Source organism: Hyphobacterium sp. SN044 (assembly GCF_021864465.1).
Classification (GTDB): Bacteria; Pseudomonadota; Alphaproteobacteria; order Caulobacterales; family Maricaulaceae; genus Hyphobacterium.
In genome coordinates, this window is the sequence record NZ_JAKKUV010000001.1 from 264,883 (window position 1) to 284,142 (window position 19,260).

The following is a 19,260-nucleotide window of genomic DNA, read 5'->3' on the forward strand; positions in this document are numbered from 1 at the left end:
TATATTGGAATTTAGTTCGGATAATTGGATTGAACATCCCATGCCCCAACCGACCCTGAAACAGCTCGAGGCCTTCATCGCGATCGCCGATACCGGCCTGTTCCGCCTGGCGTCCGAGAAGCTCAATCTGAGCCAGCCGGCCCTGTCGGAACAGATTGCCCAACTCGAACACCGGCTCGGCGCGCGCCTGCTCGACCGGGACCGGCGCGGTGCACGTCTGACCCCTATCGGCGCTAGGGTGGCGGAACGCGCGCGCCGCATCCTCGCAGATGTGCGCGGCCTCGACGCCATCGTGCGCTCCGCGGCGGGCAATCTCGGCGGGCTGATCCGGCTCGGCGCCCTGCCGACGCTCGGCCCCTACCTCATGCCGCATGTCGTGCCGGTGCTGCACAAGCGCTATCCCGAACTGCGCCTCTACGTCCGTGAAGGTCCGGGCGAGGCGCTGGAGGAGGGGGTGCGCTCGGGCCAGTACGATGTCGCCCTGTCGGTCCGGCCCTACCGGCCCGAGGGGCTTCATGTCCTGCCGCTGGTCGAGGAGCGGTTGTTTCTCGGCGTGGCGCGCGACGACCCGGCGGCGGGGCAGGGCGCAATCGGCCCGGACGCCCTGGCGGGACGGGATGTGCTGACGCTGGAGCACGGCCACCGCCTGTCAGAGCTTGTGCGGACCTTCGCGCGCGATGCCGGGGCGCGCCTCCTGGAGGACTACCAGGGCACCTCGCTCGACGGTCTTCGCCAGATGGTCGGGATGGGGGTCGGCGTTTCGCTCTTCCCGGCGCTCTATGTGCGCTCGGAAATCCGCAATGACCGCGCCGTCGCGGCCCTGCCGGTGGACAGTGCCGATGCGCGCCGCCAGATCGTGCTGATCTGGCGCGAGGGCAGTCCGCGCGAGGGCGATTACCACGAACTGGCCGGCATCATCCGCGACCGGGCGGAAACGCTGCTGAAGGATCTGGGGTGAGGCTCAGTCTTCGCGTGCCTGCCGGCATTCGGGATTATAGGCCACAAGGTATGGCTCGCCGAAACAGTTCAGAAAGCCGTCCAGCACGTCGCGATTGGTATAGGGACCGGACGGCAGATCGCTACGGGCCGCTTCGAGCGCGCCGCGATTTCCTTCCATGAAGGCAATCGTCCCGTCGACATAGGCGTTCCACATCCCGGCGGTCATCTCGGTTTCCTCGCCGGTTCTATAGGACAGACGGAACTGATCGAGCGCGCGCTCGTCTTCGCCCGCCAGAGCGAACATCTGACCGGCATGCCAGTGCGCGAGATAGGTGCGCTCGAGCATCTCGCCGTGACGGGCGATGTAATCGAGGATCAGATCCGCTGCCGCGACCATGCAGGCCCCGTCACGCCGTTCCGCGATCATCCGCCAGCCATTCTCGCCCTGGTCGAAGGCGTCTTCGTCCAGCTGAAGCAGCGCCTCGGCCTCGTTCCGGCTCTGGAAACAGGCCGGGGCGGGCGGATCACTGGCGATCAGGGCGAGGAAGAGAGCGATCATATCAAACCGCTCCCGGGCCTGCCCCCGGTCCGCCGCCGCGGCGGGCCATGAAGGCCAGCTTCTCGAACAGCATCACGTCCTGCTCATTCTTCAGAAGCGCGCCGTGCAGCGGCGGGATCAGCTTGCGCGGATCGCGTTCGGCCAGCACGGCCGGGTCGATGTCCTCGACGAGGAGGAGCTTCAGCCAGTCGAGCAATTCGCTGGTCGAGGGCTTCTTCTTCACGCCCGGCACGGCGCGGATCTCGTAGAACAGCTTCAGCGCCTCGGCGAGCAGGCGGCTTTTCAGCTTCGGGAAGTGGACCTCGACGATGGCGCGCATCGTCGCCTCGTCCGGGAAGGCGATGTAGTGGAAGAAGCAGCGGCGCAGGAATGCGTCCGGCAATTCCTTCTCGTTGTTCGAGGTGATGATCACGATCGGCCGCTGTTTCGCGCTGATGGTCTCACCGGTCTCGTAGACGTGGAATTCCATCCGGTCGATCTCGTGCAGGAGATCGTTCGGAAACTCGATATCCGCCTTGTCGATCTCGTCGATCAGCAGCACCGGGCGCTCGGTGCTGGTGAACGCCTCCCACAGCTTGCCCTTGCGGATGTAATTCGAGATGTCGTGGACCCGGTCATCACCCAGCTGGCTGTCGCGCAGCCGCGCCACGGCGTCGTACTCGTAAAGGCCCTGATGCGCCTTGGTCGTCGACTTGATATGCCATTCCAGCATCGGCGCACCAAGCGAGGCTGCGACCTGGCGCGCCAGCTCGGTCTTGCCGGTACCCGGCTCGCCCTTCACCAGCAGCGGCCGCTCCAGCGCGATCGCGGCATTGACCGCGGCCTGAAGCTCGTTGTCGGCGACATATTTGTCGGTGCCTTCGAAACGCATCCGCACCCTCCCTTTGCTGCGATGCAGAATAGGGCGGTTCGGAACGGGGTAAAGCGCCCGAGGGCAGGACACTTCTCCCTCCCCCGTGGGGTAGCGAGAAGGTTGGTGACTGGAGGCAGGGTAAAGCCGCCACTACTTCTCATTCTCTGACGTTTCCCGGACGGCGAAGCCGATCCGGGATCCAGATCTGCGCGATCGTTCAGACCCCGGTCTTCGTTTCCCCGCAAATGCGGGACAGGCATTGGGAATCCTAAACCGGTACGCGACAGGAAAGCGCGAACCGTTTTCCTCCCCCGTTTTCGGGGGAGGTGTCAGCGAAGCTGACGGAGGGGGAATCCCCCCCCTCGCCCCGGACTTGATCCGGGGCACTCCCCCCGCAAGCGGAGGGAGAAACACCTAAACGCTAAGCCGCCTTCTTTTCCTTCACCCGTTCGGCGAGGGCGGCGGCGACATCGGCCATGATCGCCGTCCAGTTCGCGAAGCCTTCCGAGGTGAACAGGCGCGAGGTCGGATACCACGGGCTGCGCCCCGTCCCGAGCAGCGTCCAGTTGCGGTGCTGGCCGGCGATGATCCAGCCTTCACCGCCGACGGCGCAGGCGAGATTCAGCGACGCATTCATCGGCCCCATCGTGATGTCGAGCGCCTTGCCCAGCGCCGCGATCCGGTCGAGATCCTGTTTCAGGTCGAGATCCGGCGGGGTGTGGATGGTCACGCCGAACTCGCGCTCGGCGAAGGCGATGTCTTCTGCTGTATCGCCGTATTGCAGGTTCACAAAGACCGCGCCCGGCGTGGTCAGGACAGGCTTCCAGCGTTCGAAGGCCGAGAAGTATTTCGACCGCTTCGCCGTCATCTTCAGCGACTTCCAGAGGAGGCCGACCTTTGGCCCGGGGCCGAGCGTCGCCAGCCAGTCCTGCCAGCGCTTCACCTCGTCCGGGTCGGCAGTGAGGATCGCCTTGCGGTCCGGGAAGGCGTCAGCGGCCGGGCGGAAGCAGCGCAGCGGATTGCCCACCGGCGTCCAGTAATCGAGGCTCGGCAGATCCTTGATCGCTTCGGGCGCCACGCGCCAGTCGCGCCCTTCCAGCCGGGCCGAGGCGTGCGGCCGCACGACAATATCGGGGAAGGAACGCTGGATCAGCGGCACGAGCCGCTTCTCGCACGCCAGGCGCACCTCGCCTTCCGGCCCGACCGCCTCGATCACGTCGGGCAGGGTGTTGAGGAACATGACCTCGTCGCCGAGCCCCTGCTCACCGACCAGAAGCAGACGCTTGCCGCGGATCGCTTCGGGGTCTTTCCCGTCCCAGCGCTTCTCGTCGAAGGTGAAGAGGGTGGCGTCGGGATAATCCGGGTCGAGACGGACCTGGTATTGCTCCCAGCCTTCCGCGATCCGGCCGGCACCCAGCAGGGACAGGGCATAGCCATGGCGCATCGCCATTTCGTCGCTGCGTGAGCCCGGGTTTTTCAGCGCGGTTTCGAACGCCGCAATGCTGTCCTCGGTCTGGCCGCACAGCTCGTGCGCGAACGCGATATTGTTCCACGCCCGTGCGAATTCCGGATCGAGGCGCAACGCCTCGGAATAGAAGGTGATCGCCTGAACCGGATCGCCGGATTCCAGCAGGATCGTGCCCAGCGCATTCCACAGATCGGCATGTTCGGGCTTGCCATAGATGCCGGTGCGGACAACCTCGATCGCATCGTCGAACCGGCCCTGGTCGCGCAGGACGCCGCCGAGATTGACGAGACCGCCCGGATCGTCCGGCGCGCGCTGGCAGTAGATACGCAGGAATTTTTCCGCCGCCGGCAGCATGTCCAGCTTCCACGCCGCCATCGCCATCGACTGGTAGATGTCCGGATTGTCCGGGTTCAGCTTCCAGGCCCGTTCGAAGAAGTCGAGCGCCATCGAGAGCCGGCCCATCTTCTCCATCGCCACGCCCATGATGTGGTTGGCGATGGCCGCGTCGGGGGTCTTCTGCAGGATATCGAGCGCGATCAGCGCACCCTTGGGGGCCTGGTCCTCATTGCACAGCTTGATCGCGTGCTGCATCCGCGCGGTCAGCTTGCGCAGGGCGGTGCGCTGCTTGGCCGGCGCACTCCGGATCGCGTCGGAAATCTTCGGATTGATCGCTCCGGAGGCCGCGTCGTGCGCATCGCGCTTCGCCGCCTCAACGGGCTGTTTCAGAAGGTCGTCGATCGAAAGCGCCATGGGCCCGTTCCGCATTGCCATACCAATGGGGCATGGGGCCGTGCTTCGCTTAACGGCGGCCTAACGGAAATGCCCTGGGAGGGGCGAAACCCTTTGTTCACGCTCCCATGATTAGGGTCTGGCTTCACGGTCCCAAAAAGGGTCCTGTGAAAGGGGAAACTGCTCCATGCCGCTGAAACTCTCGCTCAAGCCCGGCGAACGCTTCGTGTTGAACGGCGCGGTTGTCCAGAATGGCGAGAAGCGGTCAACGCTGGTGCTTCAGAACAAGGCATCTGTTCTTCGCGAGAAGGACATCATGCACGAGAACGAAGTCACCACGCCGGCGCGGCGGATCTATTTCCCCGTCATGATGATGTACCTGTCAGAGAAACAGGACAGTGGCGTCTACGACGAATTCGTCATGCGAATGACCGAATTCATGGGAGCCATAAGCGACACCGAGGCCATGGCCGAATGCGTGTCGGTATCCAGGGATGTGATGGCGGGCGAGTATTACAAGGCTCTGATCCGCTGCCGGAAACTTATCGAGTTCGAAGACAAGAGGCTGGGCAGTGTCGGTACAGGCATATCAGACCGCGGCGACTCGTAGCGAAGACCCGCGCGCAACAGAATACCGTCTTTTCGCGCAGGTGACGCGCGCGTTGATGAACGCCAAGCAGGCCCAGGCCGATGGCGATCTCCGCGCGCTGGCCGATGCGCTCGACTGGAACCGGCGCGTCTGGAGCGCCCTGGCGCTCGATTGCTCCGACCGTGACAACAAGCTGCCCGACGCGCTGCGCGCCGGCATCATCTCGCTTTCGCTTTTCGTGTCGAAACACTCTTCCGCCGTGATGCGGAACGGAGCGGACATCGATACGCTGATCGACATCAACCGCACCATCATGCAGGGGCTTGAACCCTCGCCGGCGGCCCAGCGTCAGCCCTTGGCCGCGACGGGCTGAAGCGTGCTGACTAGGCGCTGCGATGACAGACTTTCATGATGCAGTTCTGCTTGGTATCGAAGTTGTCATCAAGGACGGCATTGTGGCACTTCGACTGTCCGATTCAGGTGGTTTGAGAGAAATCAAGCTCACCGGTTTGATCGATATTTATCTTTCGAATATCAGCCCTTGGGGGGCAAGCAACTCCGTGCTCGATCTGAGTGCCGAGACGGTCGGCGACATTGTCGTTCTGACGGTGAATCTCCAGTCAGGAGACGTCATCCGCATTCATGGCCGCCAAGTTTCTGGAATCTGACGTTCGGGATTTCGATGAGCGACGCTAGACCTCCTGAGGAAAGCGGCGAGAGCCTCATCCAATTTCGACAGCACAGCTGACCTCCCGGCAAATTCTGCACGACTGACCCGATTGGCCCGGCAGCTTTCGCCGGGCCTTTTCATTTCTCGGCGCGCCTTAAAAAAACACTATTTGAAACAACGGGTTCCGGTGGCGCCTCCGCAACGGAAATGGCCCCGGTTTTGCGCCTTCGCGGGCAGGACAAAAGGTCCACACCGCGGCGCCAAAATGCGCCGCGCGTCTTTGCTTCCAGAATGGAGGAACCCAACGATGACGAATTCCGTCAACACCAACGCAGGTGCGATGATCGCCCTGCAGAACCTGAACCGGACCAATATGGAGCTTGAACAGGTCCAGTCGCGCATCAACACCGGCCTCTCCGTGGCCGGCGCGAAGGACAATGGCGGCATCTATGCCATTGCCCAGCGGATGCGCTCGGAAGTGAGCGGCTACAAGGCTGTTCAGGACTCGCTCAACCGCGCGGTGTCGACGGTAGACGTCGCCCTGGCGGCGGGTGAGGCCATTTCCGACCTGCTCATCGAGATGAAGGAAAAGGCGCTGGCGTCGGCCGATAGCTCGCTCGACACCGCGTCGCGTTCCGCGCTGAACGAGGACTTCAAGGCGCTTCGCGATCAGATCAGCACGATCGTGAGCAATGCCGAGTTCAACGGCACGAACCTCATCAACAACTCGGTGGCCAGCATTTCGGCGCTGGCCAATGCCGATGGCTCCAACACGATCACCGTGCTCGACGAGAACCTCTCGCTGGGGGGTGGTGTCGTGACCATTGCTGCGACGGCGTCCTACGCGACGGCGACGCAGGCGGACACGATCGCCAGCCAGCTCGGCACCTCGCTCGACAACGTCAACGCGGCTCTGGCGCGCCTGGGCACGAAGTCGAAGGCTCTCGAGATCCACTCGACCTTCGTGACCAAGCTGTCGGATTCGCTGACGGAAGGTATCGGCAACCTGGTGGATGCAGACCTCGCGCGGGAAAGCGCCCGTCTTCAGTCGCTGCAAGTCAAGCAGCAGCTGGGGATCCAGGCCCTGTCCATCGCGAACCAGTCGCCGCAGTCCATCCTGTCCTTCTTCCGGTAGGGACGAACGGGGCCGCCCGCCACCCAGGGCGGCCCCGCCCCTTTTTTCTTGATTAGAGATTTACAGGGAAATTTCTGCCCGCCCGGCAATTTCTGCCGGGCTTTTTCATGGAAAACCCGGCAATTCCTGCCGCTTCACCGTTAACCGGCGACCCCGGAACGGAAAACGAATCACCCGGCCGAATCACGCGAATCAGGATTAACGCGACCGTCAACCCCTTGTCTGGCCTCATTCTTGCGACTCCCGAGGCCGGGTCAGAAGACCCTGCTGGCAAAACGCCGGTGCATAGGACCAGAAAGGGAGATGGCTAAAATGGCCACGATCAATACCAATGCGGGCGCGATGGTCGCCCTGCAAAACCTCAACAAGACAAATCAGCAACTCGAACAGGTTCAGTCCCGCATCAATACGGGTCTGGCGGTTTCGTCGGCCAAGGACAATGGCGGTATCTTCGCCATCGCCCAGTCGATGCGCGCTGACGTGGCCGGCTACAAGGCCGTCCGCAACTCGATCGATCTTGCCGTCTCGACGACGGACGTGGCCCTGGCCGCGGGTGAGGCGATCTCCGATCTTCTCGTGGAAATGAAGGAAAAGGCCCTGGCGGCTGCGGACTCCTCGCTGGACTCCGCTTCGCGTACGGCCCTGAACGCTGACTTCAGCGCGCTTCGCGACCAGATCAAGACGATCATCTCGAACGCCGAATTCAACGGCACCAACCTGATCGACGGTTCCACCACCGGCATTTCGGCCCTGGCCAATGCTGACGGTTCCAACACGATTTCCGTGGCCGACGAAGACCTGTCGCTGTCCGGTTCGATCATCACGATCGCGACCAACGCGTCCTTCTCGACCGCGACCCAGGCCGACAACATCGTCAGCCAGATCGGTACGTCGCTCGACAACCTGAATGCGTCGCTGGCCCGTCTGGGTACGGCGTCGAAGTCGCTCGAAGTCCACAAGACCTTCGTCGGCAAGCTGTCCGACGCCCTCGAAAAGGGCATCGGCAACCTGGTCGACGCGGATCTCGCGAAGGAAAGCGCACGTCTCCAGTCGCTGCAGGTCAAGCAGCAGCTGGGCATTCAGGCGCTCTCGATCGCCAACTCGGCTCCGAGCTCGATCCTCGGCTACTTCCGCTAATCGCGGCCGCACGAATTCGGCGGAGGCCTAGCGCCTCCGCCGGATATGGCCGGCAAAAAGCCGGCGACATAAACCAGAATGGGAGATGGCTAAAATGGCCACGATCAACACCAATGCGGGCGCGATGGTCGCCCTGCAGAACCTCAACAAGACCAATCAGCAACTCGAACAGACCCAGGCCCGGATCAACACCGGTCTGGCGGTCTCGTCGGCCAAGGACAATGGCGGCATCTTCGCCATCGCCCAGTCGATGCGCGCCGACGTTGCCGGTTATGCTGCGGTTGGCAATTCCATCGATCTGGCGGTTTCGACCGTCGACGTGGCGCTCGCCGCCGGTGAAGCGATTTCCGATCTTCTCGTCGAGATGAAGGAAAAGGCGCTCGCCGGTGCGGACACCTCGCTCGACACCGCGTCCCGTACGGCCCTGAACGAAGACTTCAAGGCCCTGCGCGACCAGGTCGCCACGATCGTTTCGAATGCCGAATTCAACGGCACGAACCTGATCAACAACTCTGTTGCCAGCATCTCTGCGCTGGCGAACGCTGATGGCTCCAACACCATCACCATCCTCGACGAGAACCTCTCGCTCGGCGGCGGTGTGGTCACGGTTGCGGCTACGGCGTCCTTCGGAACGGCCGCGGCGGCCGGCACGCAGGTGACGGCGATCGAAACCTCGCTCGACAACCTGAACGCTTCGCTCGCGCGTCTGGGTACCGGCTCGAAAGCGCTGGAAATCCACAAGACCTTCGTCGGCAAGCTGTCTGACGCCCTCGAAAAGGGCATCGGCAACCTCGTCGATGCGGATCTCGCGAAGGAAAGCGCCCGTCTGCAGTCCCTGCAGGTCAAGCAACAGCTGGGCATCCAGGCTCTCTCGATCGCCAACTCGGCGCCGAGCACGATCCTCGGATACTTCCGCTAAGCGGCAGCGGGCGGCGGGGTTCTTGGTTGGGTTCCTCCCCTGCCGCCCGCCCGTTAGCTCTGGAGGATTGGCGGTTCATTCGCCGATGAACGGAGATGATAGAACTGATCAAACTGGCCACGGCCTCGGCCACGGTCACCGAAAAGCCCGCGACGACAGCGCCGCGCCCCATCCAGGCGAGCGCCGCCGTCGCAACGCGCAACACCGAAACCGACGCCAAGTCGCCCGAAGAGCGCAAGGCGGAGATCGAACGGATGCGCGAGGCGATCGAACGTCTCGCCGAAACCGCGCTCGAAGGCTCGCGACTCTCGATCCAGAAGCACGAGAGCTCCGGCATGTTCGTCTACAACCTGGTCGATAGCGCGACCGGGGAGATTGTGCGCCAGTGGCCGCAAAAAGAGATGGTCGAACTCAAGGAATATCTGCGCACCCGTCAGGCCGGCCTGGTCGACAAGCGCGCCTGATCCCGGGCTTTCCGGGGCGGAATCTGCCGGGCTGACCCGGTCATTTTTGCCTGCCGGTGTTTCGCCGGCGGGTTTTGCCGTTTCTCAACGCATTGAAAAGTCGTCACTAATTGAATTGCCCGCAACGGCACGCCGATTGCGATGCTCCCTCCGAACGCGCCTGTGAGCGCAAGGCACAGAATGACGGCCAGGAGGGGGACCACCATGACCCTGTCGATCCATACCAACACGGCGGCGATGATCGCCCTTCAGAACCTCAACAAGACCAATGATCAGCTGAACGACGTCCAGAACCGGCTGAACACCGGTCTCAAGATTGGCGGGGCGAAGGACAATTCGGCGATTTATGCCGTGGCCCAGAACATGCGCTCCGACGTCAAGGCGCTCGGCGCGGTCCAGACCAGCCTCGACCGGGCGACGACGATCGGCGATGTCGCGCTGGCGGCGGGTGAATCGATCTCCGACCTTCTGGTCGAGATGCGCGAGAAAGCCACCGCGGCGATGGACCCGTCCATCGACACCTTCTCGCGTCAGGCCTACGACGCCGACTTCAAGGCGCTGATCGAACAGGTCCAGGTGATCCTCGCGAACGCCGAGTTCGACGGCGCGAACCTGCTCAATGGCTCCATCACCGGCGGCATCGCCTTCCTCGCGGACGCCGACGCGTCCCGTTCGGTCACGCTGGGCGCGCAAAGCTTCAGCCTCGGCGGTTCGATCATCACCATCCCGGCGGCCTCGAGCCTGGGCACTGTCACGCTGGCCTCGGCGGCCGTGTCGCAAATCAAAACCAGCCTCGACAACGTCAACCAGGCGCTGGCCAATCTCGGTTCGGACCTGAAGAAGATCGAGGCGCACTCGAAATTCGTCGGCAAACTGATGGACTCCCTCACTGAGGGTGTCGGCAATCTGGTCGATGCCGACCTCGCCGTCGAAGGCGCGCGCCTCCAGGCGTTGCAGGTCAAGCAGCAGCTGGGTGTGCAGGCGCTGTCGATCGCCAACTCGCAGCCGCAGATCATCCTGAACCTGCTGCGCGGCGGCTAGACTGAACGCCATCGCAAAGGATTGGGCGGCGCTCCGGTTTCCGGGGCGCCGCTTTCCTTTTAGCGCGCGGTTAAGCCCCGCCTCGCTAGCGTCATGGCATCTGATTCGAACGCGGACGCCGGCCCATGCGCATCTATGAGGAACACTCGCTCGACGCGATGATCGCCGATGCGGACCGCTGGCGGATGGAACTCGATGCGACGCTTCGCAGCGAATCCGCCGTGATCCGCGGCCTCTGGTCCCGCGACCGCCTGCTGGCCCTGCGCGATCATGTCTTCGGCTTCCGGCAGGCGCACGGCCTGTCCGGCAACATGGCCTATAACGAGGGCACGCCGGACCATGTGAAGATCGTCGACAAGCCGCTCGGCGACCATCGCCCGACGCGCTTCGTCCTGTCGCAATTCTTCCCGTGGAACACACAGGCGCACGCCGACATCCCGGCGATCTCGCAGGGGCTGATGCGGTTCCGCAATCTCGCCAGCGGTTTCGCGCCCGACACCGGCATGCGGGCGGGCTGCGACTATGTGTCCTGGCCAAGCGTGATCCAGTACCGCAGGGGCGGGGATTTCCTCGCTGCCCACCGCGATCAATACGCTTTCCAGTGTATTCTCGTCCTGTCGCAGATGGGCGAGGATTTCACCGAGGGTGGCAACTACTACCTCTCCGAGACGGGCCACCACTTCGAGGAACCCAATCTGCGCTTCGGCGATGTGCTGCTTCTGAAGTCCGACCTCGTGCACGGCGTCCATCCCGTCGACCCGCATCTCGCCGATGACGGCGGCATGGGCGGGCGCTGGATGATGTTCTGCCCGCTCGCCAAACGCTCCGAAGTGCTGCGCGCGGCATGAGCGGCAAGTCCGACAGCTGGGGCAAGGGCAATCTCGGTCTCGATCGGGCCGCCTTCATCCGTCACCATCCGAGCGAACTGATGATGCGGGCGCTGTTCGCGGGCCGCTATTCCGGCGTGAAGCTCGACATCGGCCCGGACACGCGCGTGCTCGACATAGGCGCGATGTATCTCAACAACCTCGTTCCCTTCCATGATCGCGGGGCGCAATGCTTCGGCGTCGAGGTCAACGACGCCATGGCGGCAATCTCGCGCGAGGCGGCCGGGATCCAGAACCTCACCGTCGATGTGCGGACCGGCACCAACCGGTCCATCCCGCACGAGGACGGCTTTTTCGACATCGTCCTGGGACTGAACGTCATCCACTATGAGGACGACACCGGGGGGCTTCAGGCGGCCTTCGCCGAATATGCCCGCGTGGTGAAGCCGGGCGGACTGGCCTTCATCGTGTCGGCCGGGCCGGGGCATTATCTTCGCGAGCCATCGGAACGCCTCGGACCCAATCGCTACCTGATCAGGGACGGCGATTTCCGCACCGGACAGGTCATGGCGTATTTCGACAGTCTCGACGATCTCTCGGTGCTGGCGCTCGGCGCATTCGACAGCGTCATTCCCGGCCGCTCGGTCGAGGAACATGCCGAGGCGCAGATCGAATTCTATTACGCGATCGCCTTCAAGGCGGAGTAGCGCCTACTTCCGGAAGAGCCACCAATGGCCGTTGTCGGCGGCGCCCCCGCGCATCCACTGGAAGCCGTAATCGACGATGGTCAGGTCCGGATGCCGGTCGAGCATGAAGCCGCCGAAATCGCGCTTGAACAACAGGCCCTGCTGGCCGCGATAGCTCTTCTCTTCCGGCTCGTGCGCGAAATACTCGCTCATCAATATGTATTTCGACGAGACCCGGTAGAGCTCGTCCATGGCCGCCGGCAGCTCGCTCGGCGGCACGTGGATCAGCACGCCGGTCGTGAACGTCATCTCGAACTGGCCGTTCTTGAAGGGCAGGGACTTCGCCTCGCCTTCATGGATGTGCGACTTCGGCAGCACGCCTTCCTCCGCCAGAACGCGCCGGGCCGCGTCATTCGGTTCCAGACCGTGCAGGTCGGCATCGACCAGATTGTTCAGCGCCCTGAGATTGATCCCGATCGAACAGCCGACTTCCAGGATGGAGCGCGGCAGGTCCGGCAGGATGTTCTGCAGATAGCAGCCCCAGCTGCGCGTGCGCTGGCGCACGGCGGCGGCGTCTGCGGTGTTGCGGCCGATATAGTCGGAGCCGAAATCTCCGCGCCAGAAGTCCACGGGACGGTGCTCAGCCAACGGCGCGCTCCTCTTCAGTGTCTGCGTGTCCGGCCAGGTCGCGCGCGACAGCGGCCAGCTGGTCTTCGGTCAGGTCCAGCCCGCCCAGCGCCGCACCGGCGGCAAGGGTGAGGGCGGCCGGGTCGAGTGAATACTCTGCGGCGAGCGCGTCGATCCGGTCCTGCATCCCCGAATGGACATAGGCCATGCCCTGAACGAGATCGGCCTCGTTCCATTCGGCGAGATCGGCGTTGCGCACATGCTTGTCGGCAAGCCGCGCCAGCTTCACCGGATCGATCCCGGTGTCGTGACCGGCGCGATTCAGTGCCGCGGTCAGCGCCTCAAGCGAGGCATTGCCGGACGACCGGCCGAGGCCTTTCAGCGAGGCGTCGAGGATCGTCGCCCCGGCTTCGACCGCCGCGAAGGCGTTGCCGACGGCCAGCTCAAGATTGTTGTGACCGTGAAAGCCGCAGGGCTTTCCGGTCGTCTCGATCACGGCGCGGACATAGGCCCGCACACTGTCCGGCGTCATTCCGCCGGCGCTGTCGACGATCAGGAATCCGTCCGCCCCCCATTCCGCAATGCGCGGGGCGGCAATGCGAAGATCCTCGACCGGCAGCGTGTAGGACTTCATCAGGAAGCCGAGCGTGTTGAGCCCGTTGGCGCGTGCCCGGCGGACCAGGGCCTCGCCCTGTTCATAGCGCGCCGCATCCATGCCGATGCGGATGAAGTCCATTCCAGCCTCGGCGGCGGCATCAATGTCGTCTTCGGTGGCGAATTTCGGCATGGCGAAGACGCCGACCTTCGCATTGCGGGCCGCCATCCGCGCGGCCTGCATATAGGTGAGATCGTCTTCCGCCGAGGCGATGCCCGGCGCGCGCCACGCCCCGAGGCCCAGGCCGTGACCGGCCTCGACCGCCGGCACGCCGACCGCTTCCAGCCCCTGGACGAGCGCAAAGGTCTGCGCCCCGGTGAAGCCGAACCCGACCCGGTAGCTGCCGTCGCGAAGCGTGGTGTCGACGAGCGTGATCATCGCCTAGCCGTATTGCCTTCCGCCATTCGCCGCTGCGCCGGTTAAGACATTGCTGACGATGGCTGCAGTGCGTTCGATCCGCGCCTTATCGGCGCGGTCGTCGACCCAGAGATTGAGGATGCCGCGCTCGATCGCCTCGCCGCCGGGGTACTGACCCCGGTCGCCGAAGAAGCGGGTGCAGGAGGGGTACCAGCAGCTCGCGTCGATCCCGGCCTCGCGCAGCACCGCCGCAGCAGCATCGCGGTGTTGTTCCGGCAGCATCAGGCCGTAGCGCCACGGCACACCGGCGCCGGTCCGTTTCAGGGGCGTTCCGATCCCGGCAAAGGCCCGGTCATACACTGCCGCGCGTTCGCGCCGCCCGGCGGCTTCCGCGTCGAGCCGTTCGAGTGCCGACAGGATCAGCCCGGTCTGTCCTTCGGCCAGGCGGTAGAGGTAGAGACCCGGTTCGGCGCGGCAGACGGCCCCGACCCATTCCTTCGCCTCCGGCGAGCGATCCCAGACCGATTGCGCGGCATAATATGTCGAGCGGTAGGTTTCTGCCCACGCCGAGACGTTCGGCGATTTTTCCGGCAGGGCGTCGGCCTTGCGCTGCATCGCGGCAGCGAGAACCGGATCGTGCGTCAGCGCCGCGCCGCCTCCACCCGCCTCGACGATCTTGGTGTGCCCGAAACTCAGGATCGTGACATCGCCATAGGTGCCGATGCCGTCCGCCCCGAGCGCCTGCGCAGAATCCTCGATCAGGAACGCGCCCGCTTGGTCGCAAGCCGCTGCAATGGCCGGCATGTCCGCCGGTTCGCCATAGAGATGCGCGGCGAGGACGCAGAGAATGTCGTCTCGCTCCGCCAGCAGTTTCGAAAGGGCTTTCGGGCAGAGATTGCCCGTCGCCGGATCCGTGTCGCAGAAAACCGGCGTCAGCCCGGCATGGATGACGACGGCCGGCGGGCTGGTGCACAGCGTTACCGGGATGACCACGCCGGTGCGTTCCGGCACGCGCTCGGCGAAGGCTTTCAGCGCCAGCCAGATCGCCGTCGCGCCGCGTCCCGTCAACACGCAGTGCGGCAGGCCGGTCAGACCGGAGAGCCGGGATTCAAGCCGCGTCCGCATCGCGTCCCAGCTCTTCTGCGATCCGATCACCCAGCGCGCCCAGCGTCGTGAATGTCAGTTCGCGGCCCTTCATCTCTGCCGTCTCGGCGAGCAGGCGCAGCGTCCGCGTCATGTTGCCGAGGTCAAAGGAAAGGAGGCCATGCCCGCCCTTCGGCGCAAAATCCGGCATCAGCGCGCTCGGATGCGTCACGGCGACCAGATAGGGGGCCTCAGAGACCAAACTGTCCATACCACAGGCTACCGCTTCGGTGCGGAAGGACAGGTCGAGATATCTGAGGAAGGGTTCGGCGTCGTAATCGGCCTTTACCTTCAGCATCGACATCGGGATTTCGATCACGTCATGCGCGGGGCTCGCCGGCACGCGGTGGTCGGCCTTCGACGGGCGGTAGGCGGTTCGCGGCGTGTCGAGCCAGTCGATCGTCCGTTCGCCATCGACGCGCTTGCGGCCTGACATGGCGGTGGAGTCATAGGGAATGCCGCAGGCATCGAACGCCGCCATCAGCCCGGTCGAGCCATAGGCTTCGCCGATCCGGCCGCAGCGCGGTTCAAAACCGAGCGTCCGCATGTCGGCGATGGCTGCCTGCATTGCGGCCAGCAGTGCCGTGTCGTCGGTTTCCTGTTCCCAGCCGTCATCCTTGCGGCGATAGAGGTGAGGGTGCCAGGCGATCTCGTCGCCGCGGGCGCGCAATTCCTCGAACAGGGCGCGATGCTGCTCCAGCAGATGTCCCGGCCGCCCGTAGATGTCGGCGATCTGGTTGTCGACGCGCACGAACCACGTCACCGGAATTCCGGGCGCGAAGGCGTCGAGCGCCTCGCGGATCGCCGGAACGCCTTCGGAGATGCCGCGCCAGCCGAGGCGCGTGCGGGCATTCGAGGAGGAGATCGACTCGTCGAAAATGTCCGGGTCGAGGTCGAAACTCAGTGCCGCGGGAAGCTCACCCATGGGCCTGCGCCACGGATCGCTCCGGCCGCGTCACGAAGTCGAGCGTTTCGTAGAAGCTGTCGAGCGTCGCCTGCGCCGCGTCGGCGGTCTCGCCGCGTACGGCGATCGCGGCGACTCTGTCCGCGCCGGAGCGCAGCGGCTCGACAGTGTGGCCGATCCCTTTGAGCTTCATCGCGAACAGCGTGTCGGCGTGGCGGGCGATCCGCTCCCAGCCATGCACGGCTTCCAGACGGCCCGGCACCACCTTCGGAAAGTCGAGCACCGCCCCCCGTAGTGGCGTGTCCGGATCCTCGAAGGTTTCGCCCAGCGCGAGCGCCAGTTGCAGGCCGAGCGTATCGACGCCCGTCACCCACGGTACGATCTCGGCGAAGACGTGGAAGCCCGCGCCGCGCGCCGCGACCTCGACGAGGTGCGGCCCGCCCTCGGTCATCATCAATTCCATGTGGACTGGCGCATTGTCGATGCCGAGCGCAGCGACGGCGCGTGCCGCGACATCGGCAATCGCCGCCTGTTCGCCAGTCTCGCGCGAAGACGGAAAGTGGATGCGCGTGTCGAGCAGGAAGGGTGGGCCGGTGCGGATCTTGTCGCTGATGCACATCAGACGGAACGCGCCGTTCTGGACATAGCCTTCGACCGCGACCTCGCGGCCCGGCATGAAACGCTCGACGACGACCGGCGCACCGCGGGTCAGCGCCTTGGCGGCGAGGAAGGCGGACGCGACCTGCTCGCGCTTGCCGACATAGGACACGCCGCGCGAGCCTGCGCCGTTCGACGGCTTCACCACGCAAGGGCGGCCGATCCGGTCGAAGGCGGCGATCGCCTGGTCCGGCGTGTCGCAGCCATGAAATTCGGGGGAGGGCAGTCCGGCCTCGGCGAAGCGCGTGCGCATGACCAGCTTGTTGGTGACCGCTGTTGCCGATGCCACGGGCAAGCCCGGCAGGCCCAGCGTTTCCGCAATCAGCGCCGTCGCCGGAACACCGGCTTCGGTCGCGAACACCGTCACCGCGTCGATGCTATGACGCTTCGCGGCTTCAAGACAGGCCTGGCGGTCAAAGATGTCGACCGGTTCGAACACATCGCACAGCGGTGCCCCGGCGGCACTGGTGTCGCGGTCGCAGCCGATCACGAAATGGCCGTCCGCCTTCGCGCGCCGAATGGCGGGAAGTTGAAACGCTCCGGCGCCTATGAATAGGATTCGCGCCAAGCGCGGCCCCCCAAAGTGAGTCGGTCCAGTGGGCCAGTTGGGGGTGATCCGGGTTAACGATTTCTCACGGAGTCTGCTCCGGGAAGGCGATTATGACCGTCACGGCGATTATTCAGGCGCGCATGACCTCCTCGCGGCTGCCGGGCAAGGTGTTGATGCCGGTCCTCGGAGAACCGCTCCTGCTCCATCAGCTTCGCCGTCTGCAAAGGGCGAACACCATCGACAGGATGGTTCTGGCGATCACGGAGAATCCGGCCGATGACAAGCTGGAGGCGTTCGCGACGCGGCAGGGCCTGCCTGTGTTCCGGGGATCGGAACAGGATGTGCTCGCGCGCTTCGCCGGCGCGGCGGAAGCCTGCGCCCCGGAGGCGGACGTCATCGTTCGCGTGACCAGCGATTGCCCGCTGATGGACCCCGGCATTGTCGACAGCCAGGTCGGCTGGTTTCTCGATCATCGCGACGAGTACGACTACGCTACAGTCGGCCCGGAGCTGCGCCTGCCGTGCGGGACCTCGGTCGAGGTGTTCACGCGTGAGGCGCTGATGACGGCGCATGCAAGGGCGGTCACCAGGCATGACCGCGAGCATGTCACGCCGTGGATCAAGAACCCGGAGAACGGGCTCAGGAACGGCATCACGCCGATCGACATAGACGCGCCGGACGTGCGGCTATCGGTCGACGAGGAGGCCGATTTCGAGGCGGTTTCCGCGATCATCGAGGCGCTCTATCCGGCCCGGCCGGACTTTTCGCTCATGGATGTGCTAGCATTCCTTGAAGCTCATCCCGAGATCGCCGCGATCAACCGCGACGTGGCGCAGACCACCGGCCCCTACGCGGTAAAGCCGGTTCGGGTGAAATAACCCTACGGCGGGTGCGAGATCACGCGCCACATGGCGCCGGTCGCCGGTTCATGAATTTAGGGGACGCTAAAGCAGACGCGCGAAAGGCTCGCCATGGAATTCGACGCCCTGTTGCTGTCGCGGCTCCAGTTCGCCTTCACCATCGCCTTCCACATCATCTTCCCGTCCTTCACCATCGGGCTGGCGAGCTTCCTTGCCGTGCTGGAAGGCCTGCACCTGTTCACGAAACGGGAAAGCTTCCGCACCCTCTACCGCTTCTGGGTGAAGGTCTTCGCACTCGCCTTCGGCATGGGTGTCGTTTCGGGCGTGGTGATGAGCTACCAGTTCGGCACCAACTGGTCGGTCTTCGCGGATCAGACCGGCAGCGTGCTCGGACCGCTCCTCGGCTACGAAGTCCTCACCGCCTTTTTCCTCGAAGCCTCCTTCCTTGGCATCATGCTGTTCGGCTGGAAGCTGGTCGGTCCGCGCCTGCACTTCGCCTCCACGGTGATCGTCGCGGTCGGCACGCTGGTTTCGGCGTTCTGGATCCTGTCGGCGAATTCCTGGATGCAGACCCCGCAGGGCTTCACCATGGAAGACGGACGCTTCGTCGCGACCAGCTGGATGGAGGTGATCTTCAACCCGTCCTTCCCGTCGCGCTTCGCGCACATGGTCACGGCAGCCTATCTCACCACGGCACTGGTCGTCCTCGCCACGGCGGGCTGGCAATGGATCCGCAAACGCCCGGGCGAGGAAGTCACCATCATGGCGCGCATGGCGATCCTGACGATTGCCATTCTCGCGCCGGCCCAGCTCCTGATCGGCCATGAGAGCGGCAAGGTCGCGCACGAATACCAGCCGGCCAAGGTTGCCGCGATGGAGGGCTGGTGGGAAACGCGGCCGGGTCAGCCGACGCTGCTTTTCGCCTGGCCCGACCAGGAGAATGAAACCAACCATTTGGAGATCGGCATCCCCGGCTTCGGCAGCTGGGTCGTGGCAGGAGATGCATCGGCGGAGCTCGAAGGGCTCGATGCCTTCGCGGCGGAGGACCGCCCCCCCGTCTTCATCACCTTCTGGGCCTTCCGGGTGATGGTGGGCCTCGGCATGTTGATGATTGCGCTTGGCTTCTGGGGCGCCTGGACCTGGTGGCGCGGCACGACGCACAAGGCGACGCTTCTGCACTGGGCCGCGCTGGCGATGGGGCCGTCCGGCTTCATCGCAATCCTCGCAGGCTGGGTCACCGCGGAGGTCGGGCGCCAGCCCTTTGTCGTCTACGGCGTCCTGCGCACGGCTGACGCCGTCTCGCCAGTCGAGGCGGGGCAGGTGGCGACCTCGCTGCTGGTCTTCATGGTGACCTATGCGATCGTGTTCAGCGCCGGCGCGCTCTTCATCCTGCGCATTCTCGGCAACGGCCCGATTGCCGAGGGCCGCGAAGACCCCGAACCCGACGGCGCCCCCGGCGATGCGCTTTCGGTTGGCGTGAAGGAGGACTGA

Annotated in this window: 21 protein-coding genes; 13 read left to right on the forward strand and 8 right to left on the reverse strand. The window is 64.6% G+C overall.

Features of this window, described 5'->3' with window-relative positions:
- The first annotated feature begins 40 nt into the window (after positions 1-40).
- Positions 41-958, forward strand: a complete 918-nt coding sequence (locus tag L5876_RS01375; protein WP_236954301.1) for a hydrogen peroxide-inducible genes activator — start codon at positions 41-43, stop codon at positions 956-958.
- 3 nt (positions 959-961) lie between these two features.
- Here the strand turns inward: L5876_RS01375 and L5876_RS01380 are convergent, their stop codons facing one another.
- The 3 genes from L5876_RS01380 to L5876_RS01390 all read right to left on the reverse strand — a co-directional run bounded on the left by L5876_RS01380 (position 962) and on the right by L5876_RS01390 (position 4,569).
- Complete coding sequence (locus L5876_RS01380) at positions 962-1,498, reverse strand: hypothetical protein (RefSeq protein ID WP_236954302.1); 537 nt, start codon at positions 1,496-1,498, stop codon at positions 962-964.
- 1 nt (position 1,499) lies between these two features.
- A complete protein-coding gene (locus tag L5876_RS01385; protein ID WP_236954303.1) occupies positions 1,500-2,369 on the reverse strand; it encodes a MoxR family ATPase in 870 nt (289 codons plus the stop codon).
- 403 nt (positions 2,370-2,772) lie between these two features.
- On the reverse strand, positions 2,773-4,569 hold the full coding sequence (locus tag L5876_RS01390) for a tetratricopeptide repeat protein (RefSeq protein WP_236954304.1): 1,797 nt from the start codon (positions 4,567-4,569) through the stop codon (positions 2,773-2,775).
- Positions 4,570-4,735: 166 nt separating this feature from the next.
- Between L5876_RS01390 and flbT the strand changes: the two genes are divergently transcribed.
- The 10 genes from flbT (at position 4,736) to L5876_RS01440 (ending at position 12,037) form a co-directional block, all read left to right on the forward strand.
- Entirely contained in the window at positions 4,736-5,158 is a 423-nt protein-coding gene (flbT, locus tag L5876_RS01395; RefSeq protein WP_236954305.1) for a flagellar biosynthesis repressor FlbT, read from the forward strand.
- Positions 5,121-5,510 (forward strand): flagellar biosynthesis regulator FlaF, encoded by a 390-nt coding sequence (gene flaF, locus L5876_RS01400; RefSeq protein ID WP_236954306.1) that lies wholly within the window; start codon positions 5,121-5,123, stop codon positions 5,508-5,510. Before flbT ends, flaF begins: the two co-directional genes overlap by 38 nt.
- Positions 5,511-5,532: 22 nt before the next feature.
- Positions 5,533-5,805: a hypothetical protein gene (locus L5876_RS01405; RefSeq protein WP_236954307.1), complete on the forward strand. Its 273-nt coding sequence runs from the start codon at positions 5,533-5,535 to the stop codon at positions 5,803-5,805.
- A 309-nt stretch (positions 5,806-6,114) separates the two neighbouring features.
- Positions 6,115-6,942 (forward strand): flagellin, encoded by an 828-nt coding sequence (locus L5876_RS01410; RefSeq protein WP_039709816.1) that lies wholly within the window; start codon positions 6,115-6,117, stop codon positions 6,940-6,942.
- 312 nt (positions 6,943-7,254) lie between these two features.
- A complete protein-coding gene (locus L5876_RS01415) occupies positions 7,255-8,079 on the forward strand; it encodes a flagellin (protein WP_039709726.1) in 825 nt (274 codons plus the stop codon).
- 94 nt (positions 8,080-8,173) lie between these two features.
- On the forward strand, positions 8,174-8,998 hold the full coding sequence (locus tag L5876_RS01420; protein ID WP_236954308.1) for a flagellin: 825 nt from the start codon (positions 8,174-8,176) through the stop codon (positions 8,996-8,998).
- Positions 8,999-9,093: 95 nt separating this feature from the next.
- Entirely contained in the window at positions 9,094-9,462 is a 369-nt protein-coding gene (locus L5876_RS01425) for a flagellar protein FlaG (protein ID WP_236954309.1), read from the forward strand.
- A 204-nt stretch (positions 9,463-9,666) separates the two neighbouring features.
- Positions 9,667-10,503 (forward strand): flagellin, encoded by an 837-nt coding sequence (locus L5876_RS01430; RefSeq protein ID WP_236954310.1) that lies wholly within the window; start codon positions 9,667-9,669, stop codon positions 10,501-10,503.
- A 125-nt stretch (positions 10,504-10,628) separates the two neighbouring features.
- Positions 10,629-11,351, forward strand: coding sequence for a hypothetical protein (locus L5876_RS01435; RefSeq protein WP_236954311.1), 723 nt, complete (start codon positions 10,629-10,631; stop codon positions 11,349-11,351).
- On the forward strand, positions 11,348-12,037 hold the full coding sequence (locus L5876_RS01440) for a class I SAM-dependent methyltransferase (protein WP_236954312.1): 690 nt from the start codon (positions 11,348-11,350) through the stop codon (positions 12,035-12,037). The genes L5876_RS01435 and L5876_RS01440 overlap by 4 nt, the downstream gene beginning before the upstream one ends.
- 3 nt (positions 12,038-12,040) lie before the next feature.
- Here the strand turns inward: L5876_RS01440 and L5876_RS01445 are convergent, their stop codons facing one another.
- The 5 genes from L5876_RS01445 to L5876_RS01465 are packed head-to-tail and all read right to left on the reverse strand — an operon-like array spanning position 12,041 to position 16,849.
- On the reverse strand, positions 12,041-12,664 hold the full coding sequence (locus L5876_RS01445; protein WP_236954313.1) for a pseudaminic acid biosynthesis-associated methylase: 624 nt from the start codon (positions 12,662-12,664) through the stop codon (positions 12,041-12,043).
- Positions 12,657-13,676 (reverse strand): hypothetical protein, encoded by a 1,020-nt coding sequence (locus tag L5876_RS01450; protein WP_236954314.1) that lies wholly within the window; start codon positions 13,674-13,676, stop codon positions 12,657-12,659. The genes L5876_RS01445 and L5876_RS01450 overlap by 8 nt, the downstream gene beginning before the upstream one ends.
- 3 nt (positions 13,677-13,679) lie before the next feature.
- On the reverse strand, positions 13,680-14,810 hold the full coding sequence (locus L5876_RS01455) for a DegT/DnrJ/EryC1/StrS family aminotransferase (protein WP_236954315.1): 1,131 nt from the start codon (positions 14,808-14,810) through the stop codon (positions 13,680-13,682).
- The gene (locus L5876_RS01460; protein WP_236954316.1) at positions 14,764-15,723 is read right to left on the reverse strand and encodes a hypothetical protein; all 960 of its coding nucleotides are present in this window, start codon (positions 15,721-15,723) and stop codon (positions 14,764-14,766) included. The genes L5876_RS01455 and L5876_RS01460 overlap by 47 nt, the downstream gene beginning before the upstream one ends.
- Complete coding sequence (locus tag L5876_RS01465) at positions 15,716-16,849, reverse strand: ATP-grasp domain-containing protein (protein WP_236954317.1); 1,134 nt, start codon at positions 16,847-16,849, stop codon at positions 15,716-15,718. Before L5876_RS01465 ends, L5876_RS01460 begins: the two co-directional genes overlap by 8 nt.
- Positions 16,850-17,019: 170 nt before the next feature.
- Between L5876_RS01465 and L5876_RS01470 the strand changes: the two genes are divergently transcribed.
- Positions 17,020-17,787, forward strand: a complete 768-nt coding sequence (locus L5876_RS01470; RefSeq protein ID WP_236954318.1) for a cytidylyltransferase domain-containing protein — start codon at positions 17,020-17,022, stop codon at positions 17,785-17,787.
- Positions 17,788-17,880: 93 nt separating this feature from the next.
- Entirely contained in the window at positions 17,881-19,260 is a 1,380-nt protein-coding gene (locus L5876_RS01475; RefSeq protein WP_236954319.1) for a cytochrome ubiquinol oxidase subunit I, read from the forward strand.